This window comes from Arthrobacter sp. NPDC055138 (assembly GCF_053607305.1).
Genome location: NZ_JBSGTH010000004.1, coordinates 269,486 through 284,436, shown reverse-complemented (window position 1 = coordinate 284,436; position 14,951 = coordinate 269,486). Strand labels below are relative to the sequence as shown.

The following is a 14,951-nucleotide window of genomic DNA, read 5'->3' as shown; positions in this document are numbered from 1 at the left end:
AATCCCGACCATCCTTAAGGACTCAAGATGCAGAACCTCACTGTACTCGGCACCGGCGTGCTGGGATCCCAGATCGCGCTCCAAGCCGCCTATCACGGCAAAGATGTTGTGGCCTATGACCTCACCGCCGACATCCTCGCGCGCCTTTCCGCCCGCTGGGAATACCTCAGACCCCTTTATCTGCGCGACCTGCCCGACGCCACGCCCGAGAAACTGGACGTCGCGCTCAGCCGCATCAGGACAACACCTGAACTCGCCGACGCCCTCAGCGATGCCGACATCGTCATCGAAGCGGTCCCGGAAGTTCTGGAGATCAAGCGTGAGATCTGGGCTGAGGCCGGCGCACTGGCCCCGGAGAAAACCGTGTTCGCAACAAACTCCTCGACGCTGCTTCCCAGCGACATCGCCGATGCCACGGGACGCCCGGAGAAGTTCCTGGCCCTGCACTTCGCCAACGAGGTCTGGCGCTGCAACACCGGGGAGATCATGGGCCACGCCGGCACCGACCCGCAGTATGTAGACGCTGTCGCCGGGTTCGCCGAGGAGATCGGCCTGATCCCGCTGCGCCTGAAGAAGGAACAGCCCCGCTACATCCTGAACTCGCTGGCCGGTCCGCTCCTCGAGGCAGCCGCCAAGCTTTACGTCCGCGGCGTAGCAGACATTGAGACGATCGACCTCACCTGGCGCAAGGCAATCGGCGCCCCCGTCGGCCCGTTCGAGATGTATGACGTCATCGGCATGGCAACCATGTACAACGTCAACAGCCGCAGCGACGATCCGGAAGTCAGGCAGTTCGCCGAGCTCTGCAAGAGCGACTACATCGACAAGGGACGGATGGGCCGCGCCGTCGGAAAAGGCTTCTACGACTACGACTGACCGCCCCGTATCCCTCGACGTCCGCGGCGGCGGCCCTACCTGACTTGGCCGCCGCCGGCGCCCATTCCGCGTCTCGTCGCGGCGGCAATGGAAGAAGGCGGTGGCTTCGTGCGTTCCCTCAGGCTTCCGGGACGGCAGTCGGTGGTTCGTCGCAGTTGGCGTAGACTCCCTCCCAACTTCAGCGGCGGAAGGACAGGGCGCACCATCCCGACCATATGGGCTTGGCCAAGGAGGTCAGTGAGGCCAGCGGAGCGTGGACGCCCCAATGGACCGGATCCTAAAGCGCCCGGTAGAGAAACTCTGGAAGGGGTGGCCGTCATCGGCCACCCCTTCGCCGTCCCCGTGGCTTCCGGATGCAATATGCCGAGCGGCTCCCAGGGGCCGTTCACGGCAGACGCCAAAGGAGCCGGCGCAGGCCGGCTCCTTTGGCGGACGTTACCGAGTATCGCCCCTAGTCAGTCAGTTCTTCGCTGGTGTATAGGCCGTCAGTCACGTTGCGCAGCCCGCCTTCAACCCCGGAGTCCATGCGGAACATGAAGAGGGACTTTGTCGGGGACTGCCCGGGGACGCTGAAGTCCATGTCCGGCATGATGCCGTTGGAAGTCAGCGGCTCCATGGACTTCTTGGCGGCGATCACGCCCTCGGGAGTCAGGTCTCCGGCAGCGCACGCCTTCTCAAGGACCTGATGGACCATCCAGGCCGCGCCATAGCCCATTGACGCCTGGTTGGTCAGATTTTCACCGGGGAACTTGTCCTGCAGCTTGGCAAGCAGATCCTTGCCTTCCTTCGTGTCGTAAGTCGTGGAAGGAGATCCGGCGTAGAAGTGCTTCTCGAGGTATTCGCCGCCCGTATTGTCCAGCATCGAGGGCGTATACGACGGCCACGAGCCGCCCATTGTGATATCGCGGTCGCCCGACTGCAGAACCGCGGCAACAGAGCTCGTGTGCGCTGGGATAGAAGCCACCAGGATGGCAGACGCCCCGGCGCGTACCGCGTCGTTGACTGGAGCTGTCATATCTGAGTCCGATGCCTTGACCATGTACTCCTTCAGGTCCAGGTTGTGGGTTTTAGCTGCGGCCACCGCGCCCTTGTGTCCGCTCTCACCAAAGTCGCCCTCAAGGTAGATGACGCCGACGGTATCGCCATCCTTAATCAGGCCTTCTTCGACGAGGTAGGAGGTCACGAGTTCCATGTCCAGGTTGTAGAACAGTGCGGGGACCATCACTACGTCGCTCTCCGCCAAGTGCTGCGTCGAGGAACTCGGGACGATGAGTCGGTGGTCGCGTTCGGCCTGCTCGAGGATCGCGGAGGTGTGAGACCCACCGACGAAGTCCTGGTAGGCCAGAATGTTCGGCGTCATCTGGCTGTACATGGATACGGCGTTCTGAACGTTGTAGCCATGGTCCTTTACGTCCAGCTCCACCTGATACTGGTCACAAACACCGCCGGCGGCGTTAACTTCATCCCAGTAGGTTTCAACGCCCCGTGTGTGGTCGGTCGTGAGTGCTGCGAAAGGTCCCGTCAGGTCACCCAGGACACCCAGCGTGATGGTGTCACCGGAAATACCCGCACCGGTTTTGACGCCTCCGGCATCGCTGGGGCTTTCGCCGCCGCTGGCCTTGGTGCTGCACGCCCCAAGTGTCAGGGCGAGCGAGGCTGTGACTGCGGCTGCCAGAAGGCGCTTGGAACGGACTGCGCTCATTGTTTGATCCTCCATTGGATTCTTGGTTGTTTGGTTGCTGAGTTAGGACTGGATGGTTTGATCTGCTGGTGCCGCTTGTACCCCGGAAATCTTCGACCGCTTCCCGCCGGTGCGCCACCGCCGAACAGCCTTGATGCCTGAGTCCCACATGCCGGCGAGGCCGGACGGTTTGAGGATGAGGACCAGGATCACGGCCGCCCCGTAGATATAGCTCGCGAGATGGGACGCTGACACTCCGCCAGGGGAGTTTGAAACGAAGGGGATGTATTCGGAGACGTCCTGAATCACCAGCGGCAAGGATGTGACGAATGCCGCCCCGGCAATGGCACCTCCGACTGAGCCGAGCCCACCGATCACAATCATGGCCAAGAACTGAAGTGACAGGTCCATGCCGAACGATTGTGGTGCGATGCTTCCAATGGCCAGCGCGTACATGACGCCTGCCAGACCGGCATAAATGGAAGAGAGGAAGAAGACCTTGCCCTTGTACTGCATGACGGGAACACCCATGACTGAGGCAGCCAGCTCGCTGTCAGCAACGAGTTTCATTGCCCGCCCTGGGCGTGACCGCAGCAGGTTCCTTGCGAACCAGGCGGCGGCGATGAGGAGAATAATTCCGAAATACCACAGGAGTTCAGCTCTACCGAAGGGGACGCCCAGAATCACGGGGGGATTGTCCAAGTAGTCGAACCGTAGGCCGAACAATTCGAAGGCTGGTGTGGAGCGTCCGTTGAAGCCGCCCGACAGGGCGCTGACAGTGTTCAGCACGTGAAGGCCAATGAACACCAACGCCAGGCTGGCGACGCCTAGGTAGATGTCCCGAAGTCGTGCAGACATCGGAGAGAACAACAGGCCTGCCAGTCCCGCCAGCAGCACTCCCCCGATCAGCCCAAGGACCGGCGGGAGTCCCAGCCCGATGATTGGGCCGAGGCTAGTCTCCTGGGATTCACCGGAGAGCACAACGTAGGACAAAGCTCCGACACCCCTGAAAAACGGGTGCGCCAAGGACAATTGTCCCGTCGTTCCGGTCAGCAGGTTCAAGCCGATGGCACCCACTGCCAGTGCACACACTGTGAAGCCCAACTGCAGCCAAAAGGCGCTGACGTAGAGAGGCGCCACGATCAAGACCACGGCAACGGCAACGGCAAGCAAGACAAGAGGCTTTTTGGCCTTGCTGGAACGTCTGTTCGGCATGACCGGCCGGGAGACCTGAGAAGATGGTTCGAGGTTGAGTGTCGTGTTAGGCACGGACAAATTCCTTTCGTCCGAAGAGGCCCTGCGGCCGGATGATCAGGACGATGATCATGACGATGAAGGGCATGACTTCACCAATCCCGCGTCCGAGGAATGACAATTCCGACTGATAGCCGACTGCGAAGGCTTCGACCAGTCCGATGAGCATGCCGCCGGCCAACGCGCCGGCCACGGAGTCCAGACCGCCGATGATGGCGGCTGGAAACGCCCGCATGGCAATCACAGCCAGGCTGGGCGCCAGCCCGGGCGTCGGCGCCCCGGTCAGGAAGATGCCAGCCACGGCGGCAAGCGCGCCGGCAATAACCCATGAAACCATTGAGATTCGGCCGAGTTTCAGTCCGACGAGCTCGGCTGTCTCTCGGTCCTCAGCGGCAGCCCGCATGGACACGCCCCAGGAAGAAAACCTGAAGGCGAGAAGGAAAAGGCCGATCACTATAACAGCGGTGAGGATGGCCACCAGCCGGTTGACTGGGATGGTCATGTCGCCCAAAACCCATGTCGCGGCACCCCACGGATGCCCAAGAGGGAGGATGTCCACGCCCATCTGGCGAACCAGCTCGGTGTTCATCAGGACTTCAACGCCGATGGTCATGATAGCCAACGAGATGACAGGCGCATTGCGGATCGGCCGCACTAAGACGCGCTCAATGATCAACGCGACCGCGGCGGCTGCAATGATCCCGGCAACGACTGCCCCGAAGAAGCCGAGCACTTCATGCGTGCGGGCCGTGACATACGCCCCTGCTACGACCAGCGAGCCGTGCGCGAAGTTCAGGACCTCGGATGCCTTAAAGACAATCACGAAGCCGAGGGCCACGAGCGCATATACCGCGCCGAGTGAAAGCCCGGTGATGAGAAGTTCGAGATTCATGATGCTTTCTCCGAAGGGGTCCCAAGATAGGCGCCGATAACGGCGGGGTCGTTTTGTACCTCGGACGGTGTTCCATCAGCTATTCGTCTGCCAAAATCGAGCACCGTCACACGGTCCGAGATGGACATGACCATTTCCATGTCGTGCTCGACGAGAATGACAGTGATCGCCAAGGAACGGGCGATTTCCGCTATCAGCGCGGAGATATAGCGCTTTTCGCCCGCATTCATGCCGGCGACCGGCTCATCGAGCAAGAGAACTTTCGGTTCCATTGCCAGCGCCCGCGCTATCTCAACCCGTTTCTGGCCTCCATAGGAAAGCTCGCCGACCGGGCCATGAAGCTGGTCTGTCAGGTCAAGGAATTCCGCGATCTCGCGAACACGGTCCAGGTGCCGGCGCTCCTCTGTACGAGCGGAGGGCAGGCCGAGGCCAGCGGCCAGGAACCCCGTGCGAGTCAGGGCATGGCGGCCAAGCAGCATGTTTTCTTCGACCGATTGGTTTCCACTCAGTGCGAGGTTCTGGAAGGCGCGCGCCATGCCCAGCTTGGTGATCTTGTCCGCACGCAGGCCGACTAACTCCTGATCTCCGAGCCGTACCGATCCAGACTTCGGGCGGTAGACCCCTGAAAGGACGTTCAACATAGTTGATTTCCCTGCGCCGTTGGGGCCGATGATGGAATGAATCGTCCCTGGCTCGACAGAAAAACTCACTCCGTCGAGTGCGGTCACTGCACCGAACCGGACAATGACGTCCACGACTTCGAGTGCGGAAACGTGCTCTTTCATGCCTTCTCGCTCCAGGGTCGCAGGGTCTTGCCAGCCAGGCTGAGGGCAGGGGCGCCGCCGTCGTCCTGCGCTCCGCCTCCATGGCCGAGGTAGAGGTGTTTAATCTCGTCGGTTGCCGCAAGTTCCTCGGCCTTGCCATGCAACGAAACCCGCCCTGTTTCAAGCACATAGGCGTAGTCCGCTACGGACAGAGCCATATTGGCGTTCTGTTCGATGATGAGGATTGACGTTCCCTGCTCGTTGATGGTGCGAATGACGTCTGCCACCTGCGCCACCACGAGCGGGGCGAGGCCCAGTGATGGCTCGTCCAGCATCAGGAGCTTCGGCGACGCCATCAGGGCACGGCCGATGGCCAGCATCTGCTGCTCTCCACCGGACAACAGAAGACCACGCTGAGTGCTTCGCTCCCTGAGCCTGGGGAAAAGTTCGTAGACGTAGTCACGGGCTGCCGCTGCGCCTGCCTTGGTCTGCCGCAGTCCGCCGACCCGCAGGTTCTCCTCGACCGTGAGCCTGCCGAAGATCCGCCGCCCCTCGGGCACCTGCACCACGCCGCTCGAAACTATCCCTGCGGCATCTTGGCGTTGCAGGTCTGCGCCGTCGAAAGTAACGCGCCCGGAAACAACCTTGCCCTTATGCCGCTTGATGTTGTTCGAGACCGAGCGCAGCAAGGTTGTCTTCCCCGCGCCATTGCTCCCGAGCAACGCGACGACACCGCCCTGCGGCACCTCCATGGTCACGTTGCGCAGAGCTGTGAGGGTGCCTCCGTAAGTCACCGACAGATCTGAGATTTGGAGCATTGACGCTCACCTTTCGAGTTGCAAGTCCGCTGCACATCGCAGTCTCTAGAGATCTAGCTAGATCCCTAGTCACGATAACACCCTAGTGATGGGCGCCACAAGCACCCATACTCCGCCCTATTGCAGGCAATATCCGGGGCCGACGCCCGAGCCAAACCAAGCCGGGGCCACAAATCGATTCCCAGATGATGTCTTTCGCACCAAAAGAAACTAGACTTCTAGTAGTCAAGCAGCAGCCCCGCAAGGATTTAAGGAGACTTCCCATGCCACCGCTAGTTTCAGAGGTGCACGCAAACACGGTGGAGGAGCGACTGCGGCAGCGCTACGAGACCGACGAAGCATCCAAGAACCTGGGCATCGCATTCATGGAAGCCTCGGAGGGACGGGTCGTTATGTCCATGGCTGTCCAAGACACCATGCTGAATGGCCACGGCATCCTCCACGGTGGGTACCTCTTCACCTTGGGCGACACGTGCTTTGCGTTTGTGTGCGAGTCCTTCGGGCACCCGTCCGTTTCCCGACAGGCTGAAATTACCTACATAGCTCCCGGATCCGCAGGCAGTACATTGGTGGCCACCGGAGTGGAACGCACACGATTCGGACGAAACAACATCGTCGACGTCACTATCACCGATGACGATGGAACACACTTGGCCGAAATGCGGGTCTTCGGTGTCGTCACACAACAGAAATAGAGTAGAGGAATGCAGAAGCGAACGCAGCGGGTCGGGCCTGCCGAATATGAAGAACTAGCGCATAAGGCCGCCACGGAGCTCTACCCCGACGTGGATTTTACAGCGATGTCGATGTGCTTCAACCTTATTCGCGTCACCAACAGGATCCTCAAAGACCTAGAGGTTTCGGTACATCGCCCGGGAGGCATCAGCTTCGCGGGTTATCAACTGCTGTTCAGCCTGAAGGCAGTCGGACAGGTCCATCCCAACCTCCTGGCACGCCTGGCCGGCGTGTCAACTGCCTCCATGTCAAGCCTGCTCAATACCTTGGAGAAGTACGGCCTCGTCATCCGAGAGCCGGATCCAACCGACGGCCGGAAGGCCATCGTGAGCCTCACCGACGAAGGCGAATCCGTCGTAGCCGAGCTCTGCATGAATAACAATCAGCGCGAACAGGAATGGGTCGCAGGGCTAACCGAGACTGAGGCCAGCATCTTGACCGAACTGCTCAAAAAACTCCTGTTGCACCGCCCCCAGCCGCAAGCCAGCCGCGCCGCTTCCTAGAAAGAGGTGCAGCCGAATGCTGGCCGGCTAATGGTCGGAGACAGAAGGGGCCGGCCCGGCAAACGCCGACCCGACCCCTTCTCGTTGTATTAGCCTTCGGCCGCTACGCCTCGACGATGATGACCGTGACCACCGGCTTGCGGCGGAGGGCCCGATCGGACCAGCGGACCAGGGCCTGGGTGATCGCCTTTTCGGCGTCCGGCCCGGTCTTGTCCCCGCGGAGCTGCATCAGCGTCTTCTCCACGATGCCGGTGGCCTTCTCCAGCTGCTCAACCGCCGGGGCGAAGCCGACAGGGAAGAACTCCGGCTCTTCTTCCAGCCGGCCGGTGTCCGGGTTGACGATCAGCAGGGCGGTGACCGCGCCGTCTTCGGCCAGCCGCAGCCGGTCCTGCAGGGAGGCTTCGGTGGCCGCGCCGGCCACCATGTTCTCCACGTAGACGTAGTCGGCGGCGATCTGGCCGGAAACCCGGGCCACGCCGTCCTTCAGGTCAATGGTGGTGCCGTCTTCCACGATCAGCGCGCGCTTCGGTTCCACGCCGGTGCGGATGGCCAGTTCGGCGTTGGCCTTCAGGTGCCGGTGCTCGCCGTGGACGGGCAGCACGTTCTTCGGGCGGACCAGGTTGTAGCAGTAGACCAGCTCGCCGGCCGAGGCGTGGCCGGAGACGTGCACCTTGGCGTTGCCCTTGTGGACTACGTTGGCGCCGCGCTTGGTCAGGTCATTGATCAGCCGGTAAATCGACGATTCGTTGCCGGGCACCAGCGACGAGGCGAGCAGCACGGTGTCGCCCTCGGTCAGGTCGATCATGTGGTCGCCGCCAGCCATCCGGGCCAGCGCCGCCATCGGCTCGCCTTGGGAGCCGGTGCAGATCAGCACGGCCTTGGTGGGCGGTAGCTTCTCCAGTTCCTTGAAGTCCACCAGCACGTTGCGCGGGATGTTCAGGTAGCCGAGCTCGCGCGCCGTCGTCATGTTGCGCACCATGGACCGGCCCACGAAAGCGACCTTGCGACCGTACTTGTGAGCCACGTCGATGACCTGCTGGATGCGGTGCACGTGGCTGGCGAAACTGGAGACGATCACGCGGCGTGGGGCGGTGCGCATGACCGTATCGATTGCCGGCACCAGATCGGCCTCGGCAGCGAGGAAACCGGGAACTTCGGCGTTGGTGGAATCCGGCAGGAACAGGTCCACGCCCTCGTCGCCCAACCGCGCGAACCCGGCCAGGTCGGTGATCCGGCGGTCCAGCGGGAACTGGTCCATCTTGAAGTCGCCGGTGGCCAGTACCAGGCCGGCCCCGGTGCGGATGGCGACGGCCAGTCCGTCCGGGATGGAGTGGTTGACAGCCAGGAACTCCAGGTCGAACGGGCCGAACTTCTTCCGGTCGCCCTCCTTGACCTGCACCATTTTGGCGTTGAGGCGGTGTTCCTGCAGCTTGGTCTTCACGAACGCCAGCGTCAGCTTCGCGGAGATCACCGGAATGTCGGCGCGTTCCTTCAGCAGGTAGGGCACGCCGCCAATGTGGTCCTCGTGTCCGTGGGTGAGGACAATGCCGACGACGTCGTTCAGCCGCTCGCGGATGTAGGAGAAGTCCGGCAGGATCAGGTCCACGCCCGGGTGCTGCTCCTCTGGGAACAGCACGCCGCAGTCCACGATCAGCAGCTTGCCGCCGTACTCGAACACGGTCATGTTCCGGCCGATCTCACCCAGCCCGCCCAGCGGCACAATGCGCATGGCGCCCTTGGCGAGTTTCGGAGGAGTTTGCAGCGGCTTAGTGTTCATGGATCCCGATCTCTGTGGTGCTATTTATTTGCGGGCTACGAGGCCCTACGCCGGAGTTGCCGGCACTGAAGTCTTAGTTGGCCGATACGCCCAAGGCGCTTCGACGGCGTTCCGCGCAGCACTGGGCGAAAGCATACTTTCCCCGACTTTACCATCGTGGGCGCGGTCGGATCACCGCTCGGCGCAGCGGCGCAAGGCTTTTACCCCTGAAGACGACGGCGGTGCCCGCCGCGTCGTCCGAAGCGCCAACTGTCCGTGCCGATCATTCCTCGGCACGGACAGTCAGTGGCGCAAGGCACCTTAGTGAAGGCTCAGCTCTGCTCTGCCGGGAGGTCCACCTCGATTTCGGCGAAGTCGTTGCCGGCTGTGAGCTGGCAGCCCAGCCGGCTGCGGGCGTCGTCCCGCGGGGAGGCCGTGCAGTCCAGCATCTCTTCCTCGTCCTCGCCGATCTGCGGCAGGCCGTCCAGATACTCCTCGCGGACGTAGACATGGCAGGTGGCGCACATGGCCTGGCCGCCGCATTCGCCGACGATCCCGGCCACCCCGTTGGTGACCGCAGCACGCATCACCGAGGTGCCGGGCTCCACGTCGACGACGTCGACGGCGCCGTCGCTATGGTGGAAGCTGACTTTGGCCATCTCAGCGCACTCCCGTCCCGGTCTTGCCGGCCGAGTCTCCGCCTAACCTGCCGGCGCCCGACACGGCCTCCGCCGCCGTGCTTTCCTGCCCGGATTCCTGGCCCGGTTCGTCGCCCAGGCTGCGGTCTTTGGACTCGGGCATGAAGATCACGGTGACCAGGCTGACGGCGGCAACGACCGACAGGTAGACGATCACCGGGGTCAGTGAGGCGCCGCTGCCGCCGTAGAGGTTGGCCAGCACCAGCGGGGTGAAGCCGGCACCAAGTAGCGTGGCTACCTGGTAGCCGACTGATGCGCCGGTATAGCGCGAGGAGGTCCCGAAGCGTTCGGCGATGAATGCCGCCATAGGCCCGTACAGCACCGTCTGCGTCACGATACCGAGCGTGAACGCCAGGAAAATCGCGCCCATGGTTCCAGTGGAGAGCAATGCGAAGACTGCAGGCGTGACCGCGATGAACAGGATGTTGCCGGCGATCATCAGCGCCTTGCGGCCCACCCGGTCCGAAATCCGGCCCATCAGCAGCGTGGTGCCGATGCTGATCACTCCGGCGCCGGCGAAAGCGAGCATGACGTCGGCGCGCGGCACGCCAAGCGAGACCGTGTAAGTGATGGAGAACGTGGACAGCAGCGTCTGCAGGGCAAAAGCGGAGGTCGCCGCGAGGATCACCGTCACCAGCAGGCCCGGCCGGCTCAGCACCTGCAGCAGCGGAATGGTCCGGCGGGCTTTGGGCGCCGCGGCACGTTCGGCAGCCTCACGCTCCAGCGCCTGCTGGAAGACCGGGCTCTCCGATACCCGCGAGCGCACATACAGCCCGAGCAGCAAGAGGACGAAGGAGAGCAGGAACGGCACACGCCAGCCCCAGCTCAGGAACTGCTCCTGCGGCAGCGCCGAGAACGCGCTCATCATCAGCAATCCCAGCACCGAACCGGTCGGCGCTCCGGCGTTGGTGAACGACGCCGCGAAACCGCGTGCCTTGGGGTCCGCATGCTCGAGCGCCATCAGCGCTGCGCCGCCCCACTCCCCGCCCACGGCGATGCCCTGCAGCACCCGCAGGAACACGAGCATCACGGCGGCCCACGGACCGATCAGCTCCGGCGTGGGGACCAGGCCAATCGCCGTGGAGGCCAGGCCCATCATCATCATCGAAATGACCAGAAGTTTTTTCCGGCCCAGCCGGTCCCCGAAGTGGCCGAAGATGATGCCGCCCAGCGGGCGCGCCACGTAACCGGCGGCGAAGGTTCCGTAAGACGCGACCACACCGGCCCAGGGGTCCAGCCCCGCGAAAAACACCGGCCCGAAGACCACGGCGGAAGCCGTGGCGTAGAGCAAGAAGTCGTAGAACTCGATGGTGGTGCCCAGATAGCTGGAGAAAATGACGCGCCGCCGTTCACGCACGGTGGCGGAGCCGGGGGCCGAGGTTGATTGTGTATGAGTAGACATCATCGTCCTTCTGATGGGTGGGTGGAGGTGGTGCGGGCCGCTGGATTACCAGGCGACGGGAAGGCTGGTCATGCCGCGGAAGACCCAGCCGTCCCAGATCCCGCCCCGGTCCGGGTCCTGGCGCAGCTCCGGCAGTTCCCGGTAGAGCATCGGCACGGCGATCTCGCCGACCGCCTTCTGCGCGGCCCATTTGCCGGCGCACTGGTGCACGCCGCTGCCGAAAGCCAGGTTGGGCCCGCCACTGCGGTGGATATCAAACGCATCCGGATCGGCGAATTGCTTCCGGTCCCGGTTCGCGGAGGCCAGGATCATCCCCACCTGCGTTCCGGCGGGGATGGCAACTCCTGAAACAACGACGTCGGACACCGTTTCCCGGGTGATCATGCCGATCGGGGAGAAATATCGGGCTCCCTCGGTGAAGGCTTGCTTCCACAGTCCCGGGTCCGCCAGCAGTTCGGCCTTCTGCAAAGGTGCGCGGTCCAGTAGCCAGACCAGGTTGGTGATCATGTGCTGCGGTTCGTTCACGCCGCCGGAGATAGCCAGCTTCACGTTGTTGCGGACCTTGTCCTCGTCCATGCCGGATTCCAGCAGCATGGAGGTAATGGACGCGTCCGGGGTGCGGCGCAGCCGGGCAATCGTCTCGTCCAGGGCGGCATCGCATTCCATCCGGGAGACCTCGCAGCGGTCCCAGATCTCTTGGTTGTCCAGCACGTTGCCGGTGCCGGCAATGAAGTCACGGGACCAGCGGGCCAGATCCAGCGGCTCAATGCTGGTCATTCCCAGCATGTCGCACAGATTCTTGGCGGCCAGCGGCTTGGCAAAGTCGAGATTCAGGTCGGCTTTACCGTTGCCGGCGTCCAGCATGCGGTTCAGGTAGTGGCGGGCGTTCGCCTCAAACTTCCCGGCCCAGATCTCCATGATCTGCTTGGGTCGCAGCGTGCGGTTCATCGGTGCCCGCTCCGCTGCGTGCTCCGGGTCGTCCTTGCGGATCATCGGCTGTCCGCCCATCGCCCGGACCATGGTGCCGCCTAACACGTTGGAGGAGAAGATCTCCGGATGCCGCTCACCGAAGCTGCAGCCCTCGTAGCTGGAAATGAGGACCTTCTTCACCGCGGGAGACCAGGTCACCGGCGATTCCTCGCGCAGCCGGGCATAGCTCGGATAGGGGTCGCGGGCCAGCTCGGCCGGTTCCAGCCAAGGGGCCTCCGGTAAGGTCTGCGCGGTGGCAGTCGGTGCGATCGTCATGATCCGCCTTTCGGTCAGTCAGCCCGGCCATCGCCCGGGTCATGTCGAAAGTATGGTGTGGATCACAAAAGAACTTGCGTAGAATTCGTATCATGCGAATAAGTGGTGGTAGGTGACGTGGCCAGGTCTTCCGGCGGCAGGTCCGCCATCTCGCGTGCCGTCGAGGTTCTGGAGGCATTCGACCCCTCCAGCAATGAGCTGACGCTGACCCAGGTCGCCGCCCGCACCGGACTGCCGATGGCCACCGCCCATGGCATCGTCACCGAACTGATCGGCCTCGGGCTGTTGGAGCGCCGCGGCCGGGAAGTCATCCTCGGTGTCCGGCTATGGGAGCTGGCGGTCCGCGCACCGGGAGTCGTTGGCCTGCGTGAAATCGCGCTGCCGCACCTTGAGCAGGTCCGCGACCGGCTGAAGCAGCACGCTCAGCTCGGCATCCTGCAAGGCGGCGAGATCCTGTACCTCGAGCGCCTGTCCGCACCCGAGTCGGTGGTCAATTTCACCAAGGTCGGCGGCCGCATCCCGTGGTACGCCACGTCCAGCGGCTTGGTCCTGGTTGCCGACGCCCCGCCCGAACGGCAGGAAGAGGTCCTGGGTCTGCCGCGCCCGCGGTTCTCGGTCGAGCCGCATCCAAGTAGCGCCGATCTGCGGCCGGTTCTGGCCAAGGTCCGCCGCGAAGGCCACGCCGTGACCCGCGGCTACATTCACCCGGACGCCACCGCCGTGGCCGTCCCGGTCAAGGGTCCCTACGGACATGCCGTGGCATCCATCGCCGTCGTCGTCCCGAGCGACGGTTTCCGTGCAACTCCGGTCCTCGAGGTCCTCGCGCCAGCGGCACATGCGGTGAGTGCGGACCTGAAGCAGAATTATCTGGGCTAGCGACTGCGCCATCCTGCAGTCCATCGAGCGCCTGCCGGACCCCGGCCGCTGGCCGATTCGGTAGGGTGGCTGAGGTGGCTGCCGGACTCCGGCCCACCGCGAGACCAAGTGAAGGAGCCAGCGACGGACCGCGTGTTTGCTTCCCGGCCGTTGTTGCCGTGGGTGGTTCTGGGCATCGCCATGCTCGCCATCAGCCTGCGGGCCCCGATCATCGCGCCGACGGCCGTCCTTGGCGAGATCCAGGCGGACATCGGTTTGACCGCTGCCGGAGCGGGCCTGCTGACCGGACTCCCGGTGCTGATCTTCGCACTGGCCACCCCACTGGCCACTCGCACCATCAGCCGGTGGGGACCCGAAGCCACCGTGCTGCTGTGTCTGGGCGGTGTCCTGGCCGGGACGGTGATCCGTTCTCTCGGGCCGGCTTCGGTGGTGTTTGCCGGCACGGCGATCATCTCCGTCGCCATCACGCTGGGCAACATTGTGGTACCGGTGTTGATCCGCCGCGATGTGCCGTGGAACCGGGTATCGGCAGTCACCGGCGCCTACTCGGCCATCATGAACGTCGGGTCCATGGCAGCAGTGCTAACCACCGCTCCGCTGGCTGCGCTGGTGGGGTGGCGGTGGGCGTTGGCGGCTTGGGCAGTGGTGGTGGCCGTCGGCTTGGGCTACTGGTTGCCGACCGCGCGTCGCCGCCGTGAGACACTGCAGCCTGACCGAACGGCCGCATCCAGCGGGCCGACCGCCCGCCCAGCGGCAGTCGGCGGCCGGGGCGGCGGCGGCCCGGACACCCCTGGTGCCCCGGCATCGAAGCCCCTCCCCGGACGAAGCAACCGGTGGATCGTCGCCGTGCTGACCGTGGCCTTCTGCGGGCAGTCGGCGGCCTACTACGCAACCACCACCTGGCTGCCGCTGCTGCTGTCCGACGTTCGAGGCCTGTCCCCCACGGCTTCCGGAGCAAGCGCATCCCTGTTTCAGGTCGCCGCCATTGTTGGCGCACTCGGAGTGCCGCTCCTGGCGGCCCGCACCCGGCTTTGGGTACCGACGGCAGGTGTTGCCGTGCTGTGGATTTCGCTGCCCATCGGACTCCTCCTTGCTCCCGACGCCTACCTCCTGTGGTCGATCACGGGCGGAATCGCCCAAGGCGGTGGATTTACCGCGATCTTCTCCGTCATACCCCGCGTGGCACGCACCGACCATGAGGCGGCAACCGCCTCCGCCCGCATCCAGACCGGCGGATATCTGGCCGCGACCTGCGCCCCGCCGGTGGCCGGATGGCTGCACACCATGACCGATGGCTGGACCGCTCCCCTGCTCCTGGTCCTTGCCCTGACTGTGGCGTTTACCGTAGCCGGCCTGTCCGCGGTGCAGGCCTCCGAGCGGCGGTATCCACGTCCCTGAGGACGACGGCGCTGCCCTCCTGTGCGTCATGCTCCACCGGTCGCTGCCCTGCA

14 protein-coding genes are annotated in these 14,951 nt (G+C 63.8%); 5 read left to right on the top strand and 9 right to left on the bottom strand.

The features are described from left to right. Window positions 1–27 precede the first annotated feature (27 nt). Window positions 28–876, top strand: a complete 849-nt coding sequence (locus ACWF5H_RS11935) for a 3-hydroxyacyl-CoA dehydrogenase (protein ID WP_452037069.1) — start codon at window positions 28–30, stop codon at window positions 874–876. A gap of 451 nt (window positions 877–1,327) precedes the next feature. Here ACWF5H_RS11935 and ACWF5H_RS11930 read toward each other — a convergent pair whose 3' ends face one another. From ACWF5H_RS11930 to ACWF5H_RS11910, 5 genes are read right to left on the bottom strand one after another with little or no spacing between them, the layout of a single operon-like run. Continuing rightward, a complete protein-coding gene (locus tag ACWF5H_RS11930; RefSeq protein ID WP_452037067.1) occupies window positions 1,328–2,578 on the bottom strand; it encodes an ABC transporter substrate-binding protein in 1,251 nt (416 codons plus the stop codon). A 42-nt stretch (window positions 2,579–2,620) separates the two neighbouring features. Further along, complete coding sequence (locus ACWF5H_RS11925; RefSeq protein ID WP_452037065.1) at window positions 2,621–3,826, bottom strand: branched-chain amino acid ABC transporter permease; 1,206 nt, start codon at window positions 3,824–3,826, stop codon at window positions 2,621–2,623. Further along, entirely contained in the window at window positions 3,819–4,703 is an 885-nt protein-coding gene (locus tag ACWF5H_RS11920; RefSeq protein ID WP_452037064.1) for a branched-chain amino acid ABC transporter permease, read from the bottom strand. Before ACWF5H_RS11920 ends, ACWF5H_RS11925 begins: the two co-directional genes overlap by 8 nt. Next, window positions 4,700–5,488, bottom strand: coding sequence for an ABC transporter ATP-binding protein (locus tag ACWF5H_RS11915; protein WP_452037063.1), 789 nt, complete (start codon window positions 5,486–5,488; stop codon window positions 4,700–4,702). Before ACWF5H_RS11915 ends, ACWF5H_RS11920 begins: the two co-directional genes overlap by 4 nt. Beyond that, window positions 5,485–6,285, bottom strand: coding sequence for an ABC transporter ATP-binding protein (locus tag ACWF5H_RS11910; protein WP_452037061.1), 801 nt, complete (start codon window positions 6,283–6,285; stop codon window positions 5,485–5,487). The genes ACWF5H_RS11915 and ACWF5H_RS11910 overlap by 4 nt, the downstream gene beginning before the upstream one ends. Before the next feature lie 263 nt (window positions 6,286–6,548). On the opposite strand from ACWF5H_RS11910, the gene ACWF5H_RS11905 reads away from it, so the two are divergent. Continuing rightward, on the top strand, window positions 6,549–6,980 hold the full coding sequence (locus ACWF5H_RS11905) for a hotdog fold thioesterase (RefSeq protein WP_452037060.1): 432 nt from the start codon (window positions 6,549–6,551) through the stop codon (window positions 6,978–6,980). Window positions 6,981–6,989: 9 nt separating this feature from the next. Continuing rightward, on the top strand, window positions 6,990–7,523 hold the full coding sequence (locus ACWF5H_RS11900; protein WP_452037059.1) for a MarR family winged helix-turn-helix transcriptional regulator: 534 nt from the start codon (window positions 6,990–6,992) through the stop codon (window positions 7,521–7,523). Window positions 7,524–7,626: 103 nt separating this feature from the next. Here ACWF5H_RS11900 and ACWF5H_RS11895 read toward each other — a convergent pair whose 3' ends face one another. The 4 genes from ACWF5H_RS11895 to ACWF5H_RS11880 form a co-directional block, all read right to left on the bottom strand. Beyond that, window positions 7,627–9,300 (bottom strand): ribonuclease J, encoded by a 1,674-nt coding sequence (locus ACWF5H_RS11895; RefSeq protein WP_452037058.1) that lies wholly within the window; start codon window positions 9,298–9,300, stop codon window positions 7,627–7,629. Window positions 9,301–9,611: 311 nt separating this feature from the next. Continuing rightward, window positions 9,612–9,938, bottom strand: coding sequence for a 2Fe-2S iron-sulfur cluster-binding protein (locus ACWF5H_RS11890; protein ID WP_452037057.1), 327 nt, complete (start codon window positions 9,936–9,938; stop codon window positions 9,612–9,614). Between the two features lies 1 nt (window position 9,939). Further along, on the bottom strand, window positions 9,940–11,379 hold the full coding sequence (locus ACWF5H_RS11885; protein ID WP_452037056.1) for an MFS transporter: 1,440 nt from the start codon (window positions 11,377–11,379) through the stop codon (window positions 9,940–9,942). Window positions 11,380–11,424: 45 nt separating this feature from the next. Then, entirely contained in the window at window positions 11,425–12,624 is a 1,200-nt protein-coding gene (locus tag ACWF5H_RS11880) for a cytochrome P450 (RefSeq protein WP_452037055.1), read from the bottom strand. A gap of 102 nt (window positions 12,625–12,726) precedes the next feature. Between ACWF5H_RS11880 and ACWF5H_RS11875 the strand changes: the two genes are divergently transcribed. Together ACWF5H_RS11875 and ACWF5H_RS11870 are read left to right on the top strand one after the other, a co-directional pair. Then, window positions 12,727–13,500, top strand: a complete 774-nt coding sequence (locus tag ACWF5H_RS11875; protein ID WP_452037053.1) for an IclR family transcriptional regulator — start codon at window positions 12,727–12,729, stop codon at window positions 13,498–13,500. Window positions 13,501–13,632: 132 nt separating this feature from the next. After that, window positions 13,633–14,898 carry an MFS transporter gene (locus ACWF5H_RS11870; RefSeq protein ID WP_452037051.1) on the top strand — a complete coding sequence of 422 codons (1,266 nt, stop codon included), beginning with the start codon at window positions 13,633–13,635 and terminating at the stop codon, window positions 14,896–14,898. Window positions 14,899–14,951: the final 53 nt, after the last annotated feature.

Excerpts from the sequence above, each read along its gene's own strand:
- ACWF5H_RS11935 (WP_452037069.1), top strand. The coding sequence starts at position 28 with ATGCAGAACCTCACTGTACTCGGCACCGGCGTGCTGGGATCCCAGATC.
- ACWF5H_RS11930 (WP_452037067.1), bottom strand. The coding sequence starts at position 2,578 with ATGAGCGCAGTCCGTTCCAAGCGCCTTCTGGCAGCCGCAGTCACAGCC.
- ACWF5H_RS11920 (WP_452037064.1), bottom strand. The coding sequence starts at position 4,703 with ATGAATCTCGAACTTCTCATCACCGGGCTTTCACTCGGCGCGGTATAT.
- ACWF5H_RS11915 (WP_452037063.1), bottom strand. The coding sequence starts at position 5,488 with ATGAAAGAGCACGTTTCCGCACTCGAAGTCGTGGACGTCATTGTCCGG.
- ACWF5H_RS11910 (WP_452037061.1), bottom strand. The coding sequence starts at position 6,285 with ATGCTCCAAATCTCAGATCTGTCGGTGACTTACGGAGGCACCCTCACA.
- ACWF5H_RS11905 (WP_452037060.1), top strand. The coding sequence starts at position 6,549 with ATGCCACCGCTAGTTTCAGAGGTGCACGCAAACACGGTGGAGGAGCGA.
- ACWF5H_RS11900 (WP_452037059.1), top strand. The coding sequence starts at position 6,990 with ATGCAGAAGCGAACGCAGCGGGTCGGGCCTGCCGAATATGAAGAACTA.
- ACWF5H_RS11895 (WP_452037058.1), bottom strand. The coding sequence starts at position 9,300 with ATGAACACTAAGCCGCTGCAAACTCCTCCGAAACTCGCCAAGGGCGCC.
- ACWF5H_RS11890 (WP_452037057.1), bottom strand. The coding sequence starts at position 9,938 with ATGGCCAAAGTCAGCTTCCACCATAGCGACGGCGCCGTCGACGTCGTC.
- ACWF5H_RS11885 (WP_452037056.1), bottom strand. The coding sequence starts at position 11,379 with ATGTCTACTCATACACAATCAACCTCGGCCCCCGGCTCCGCCACCGTG.
- ACWF5H_RS11880 (WP_452037055.1), bottom strand. The coding sequence starts at position 12,624 with ATGACGATCGCACCGACTGCCACCGCGCAGACCTTACCGGAGGCCCCT.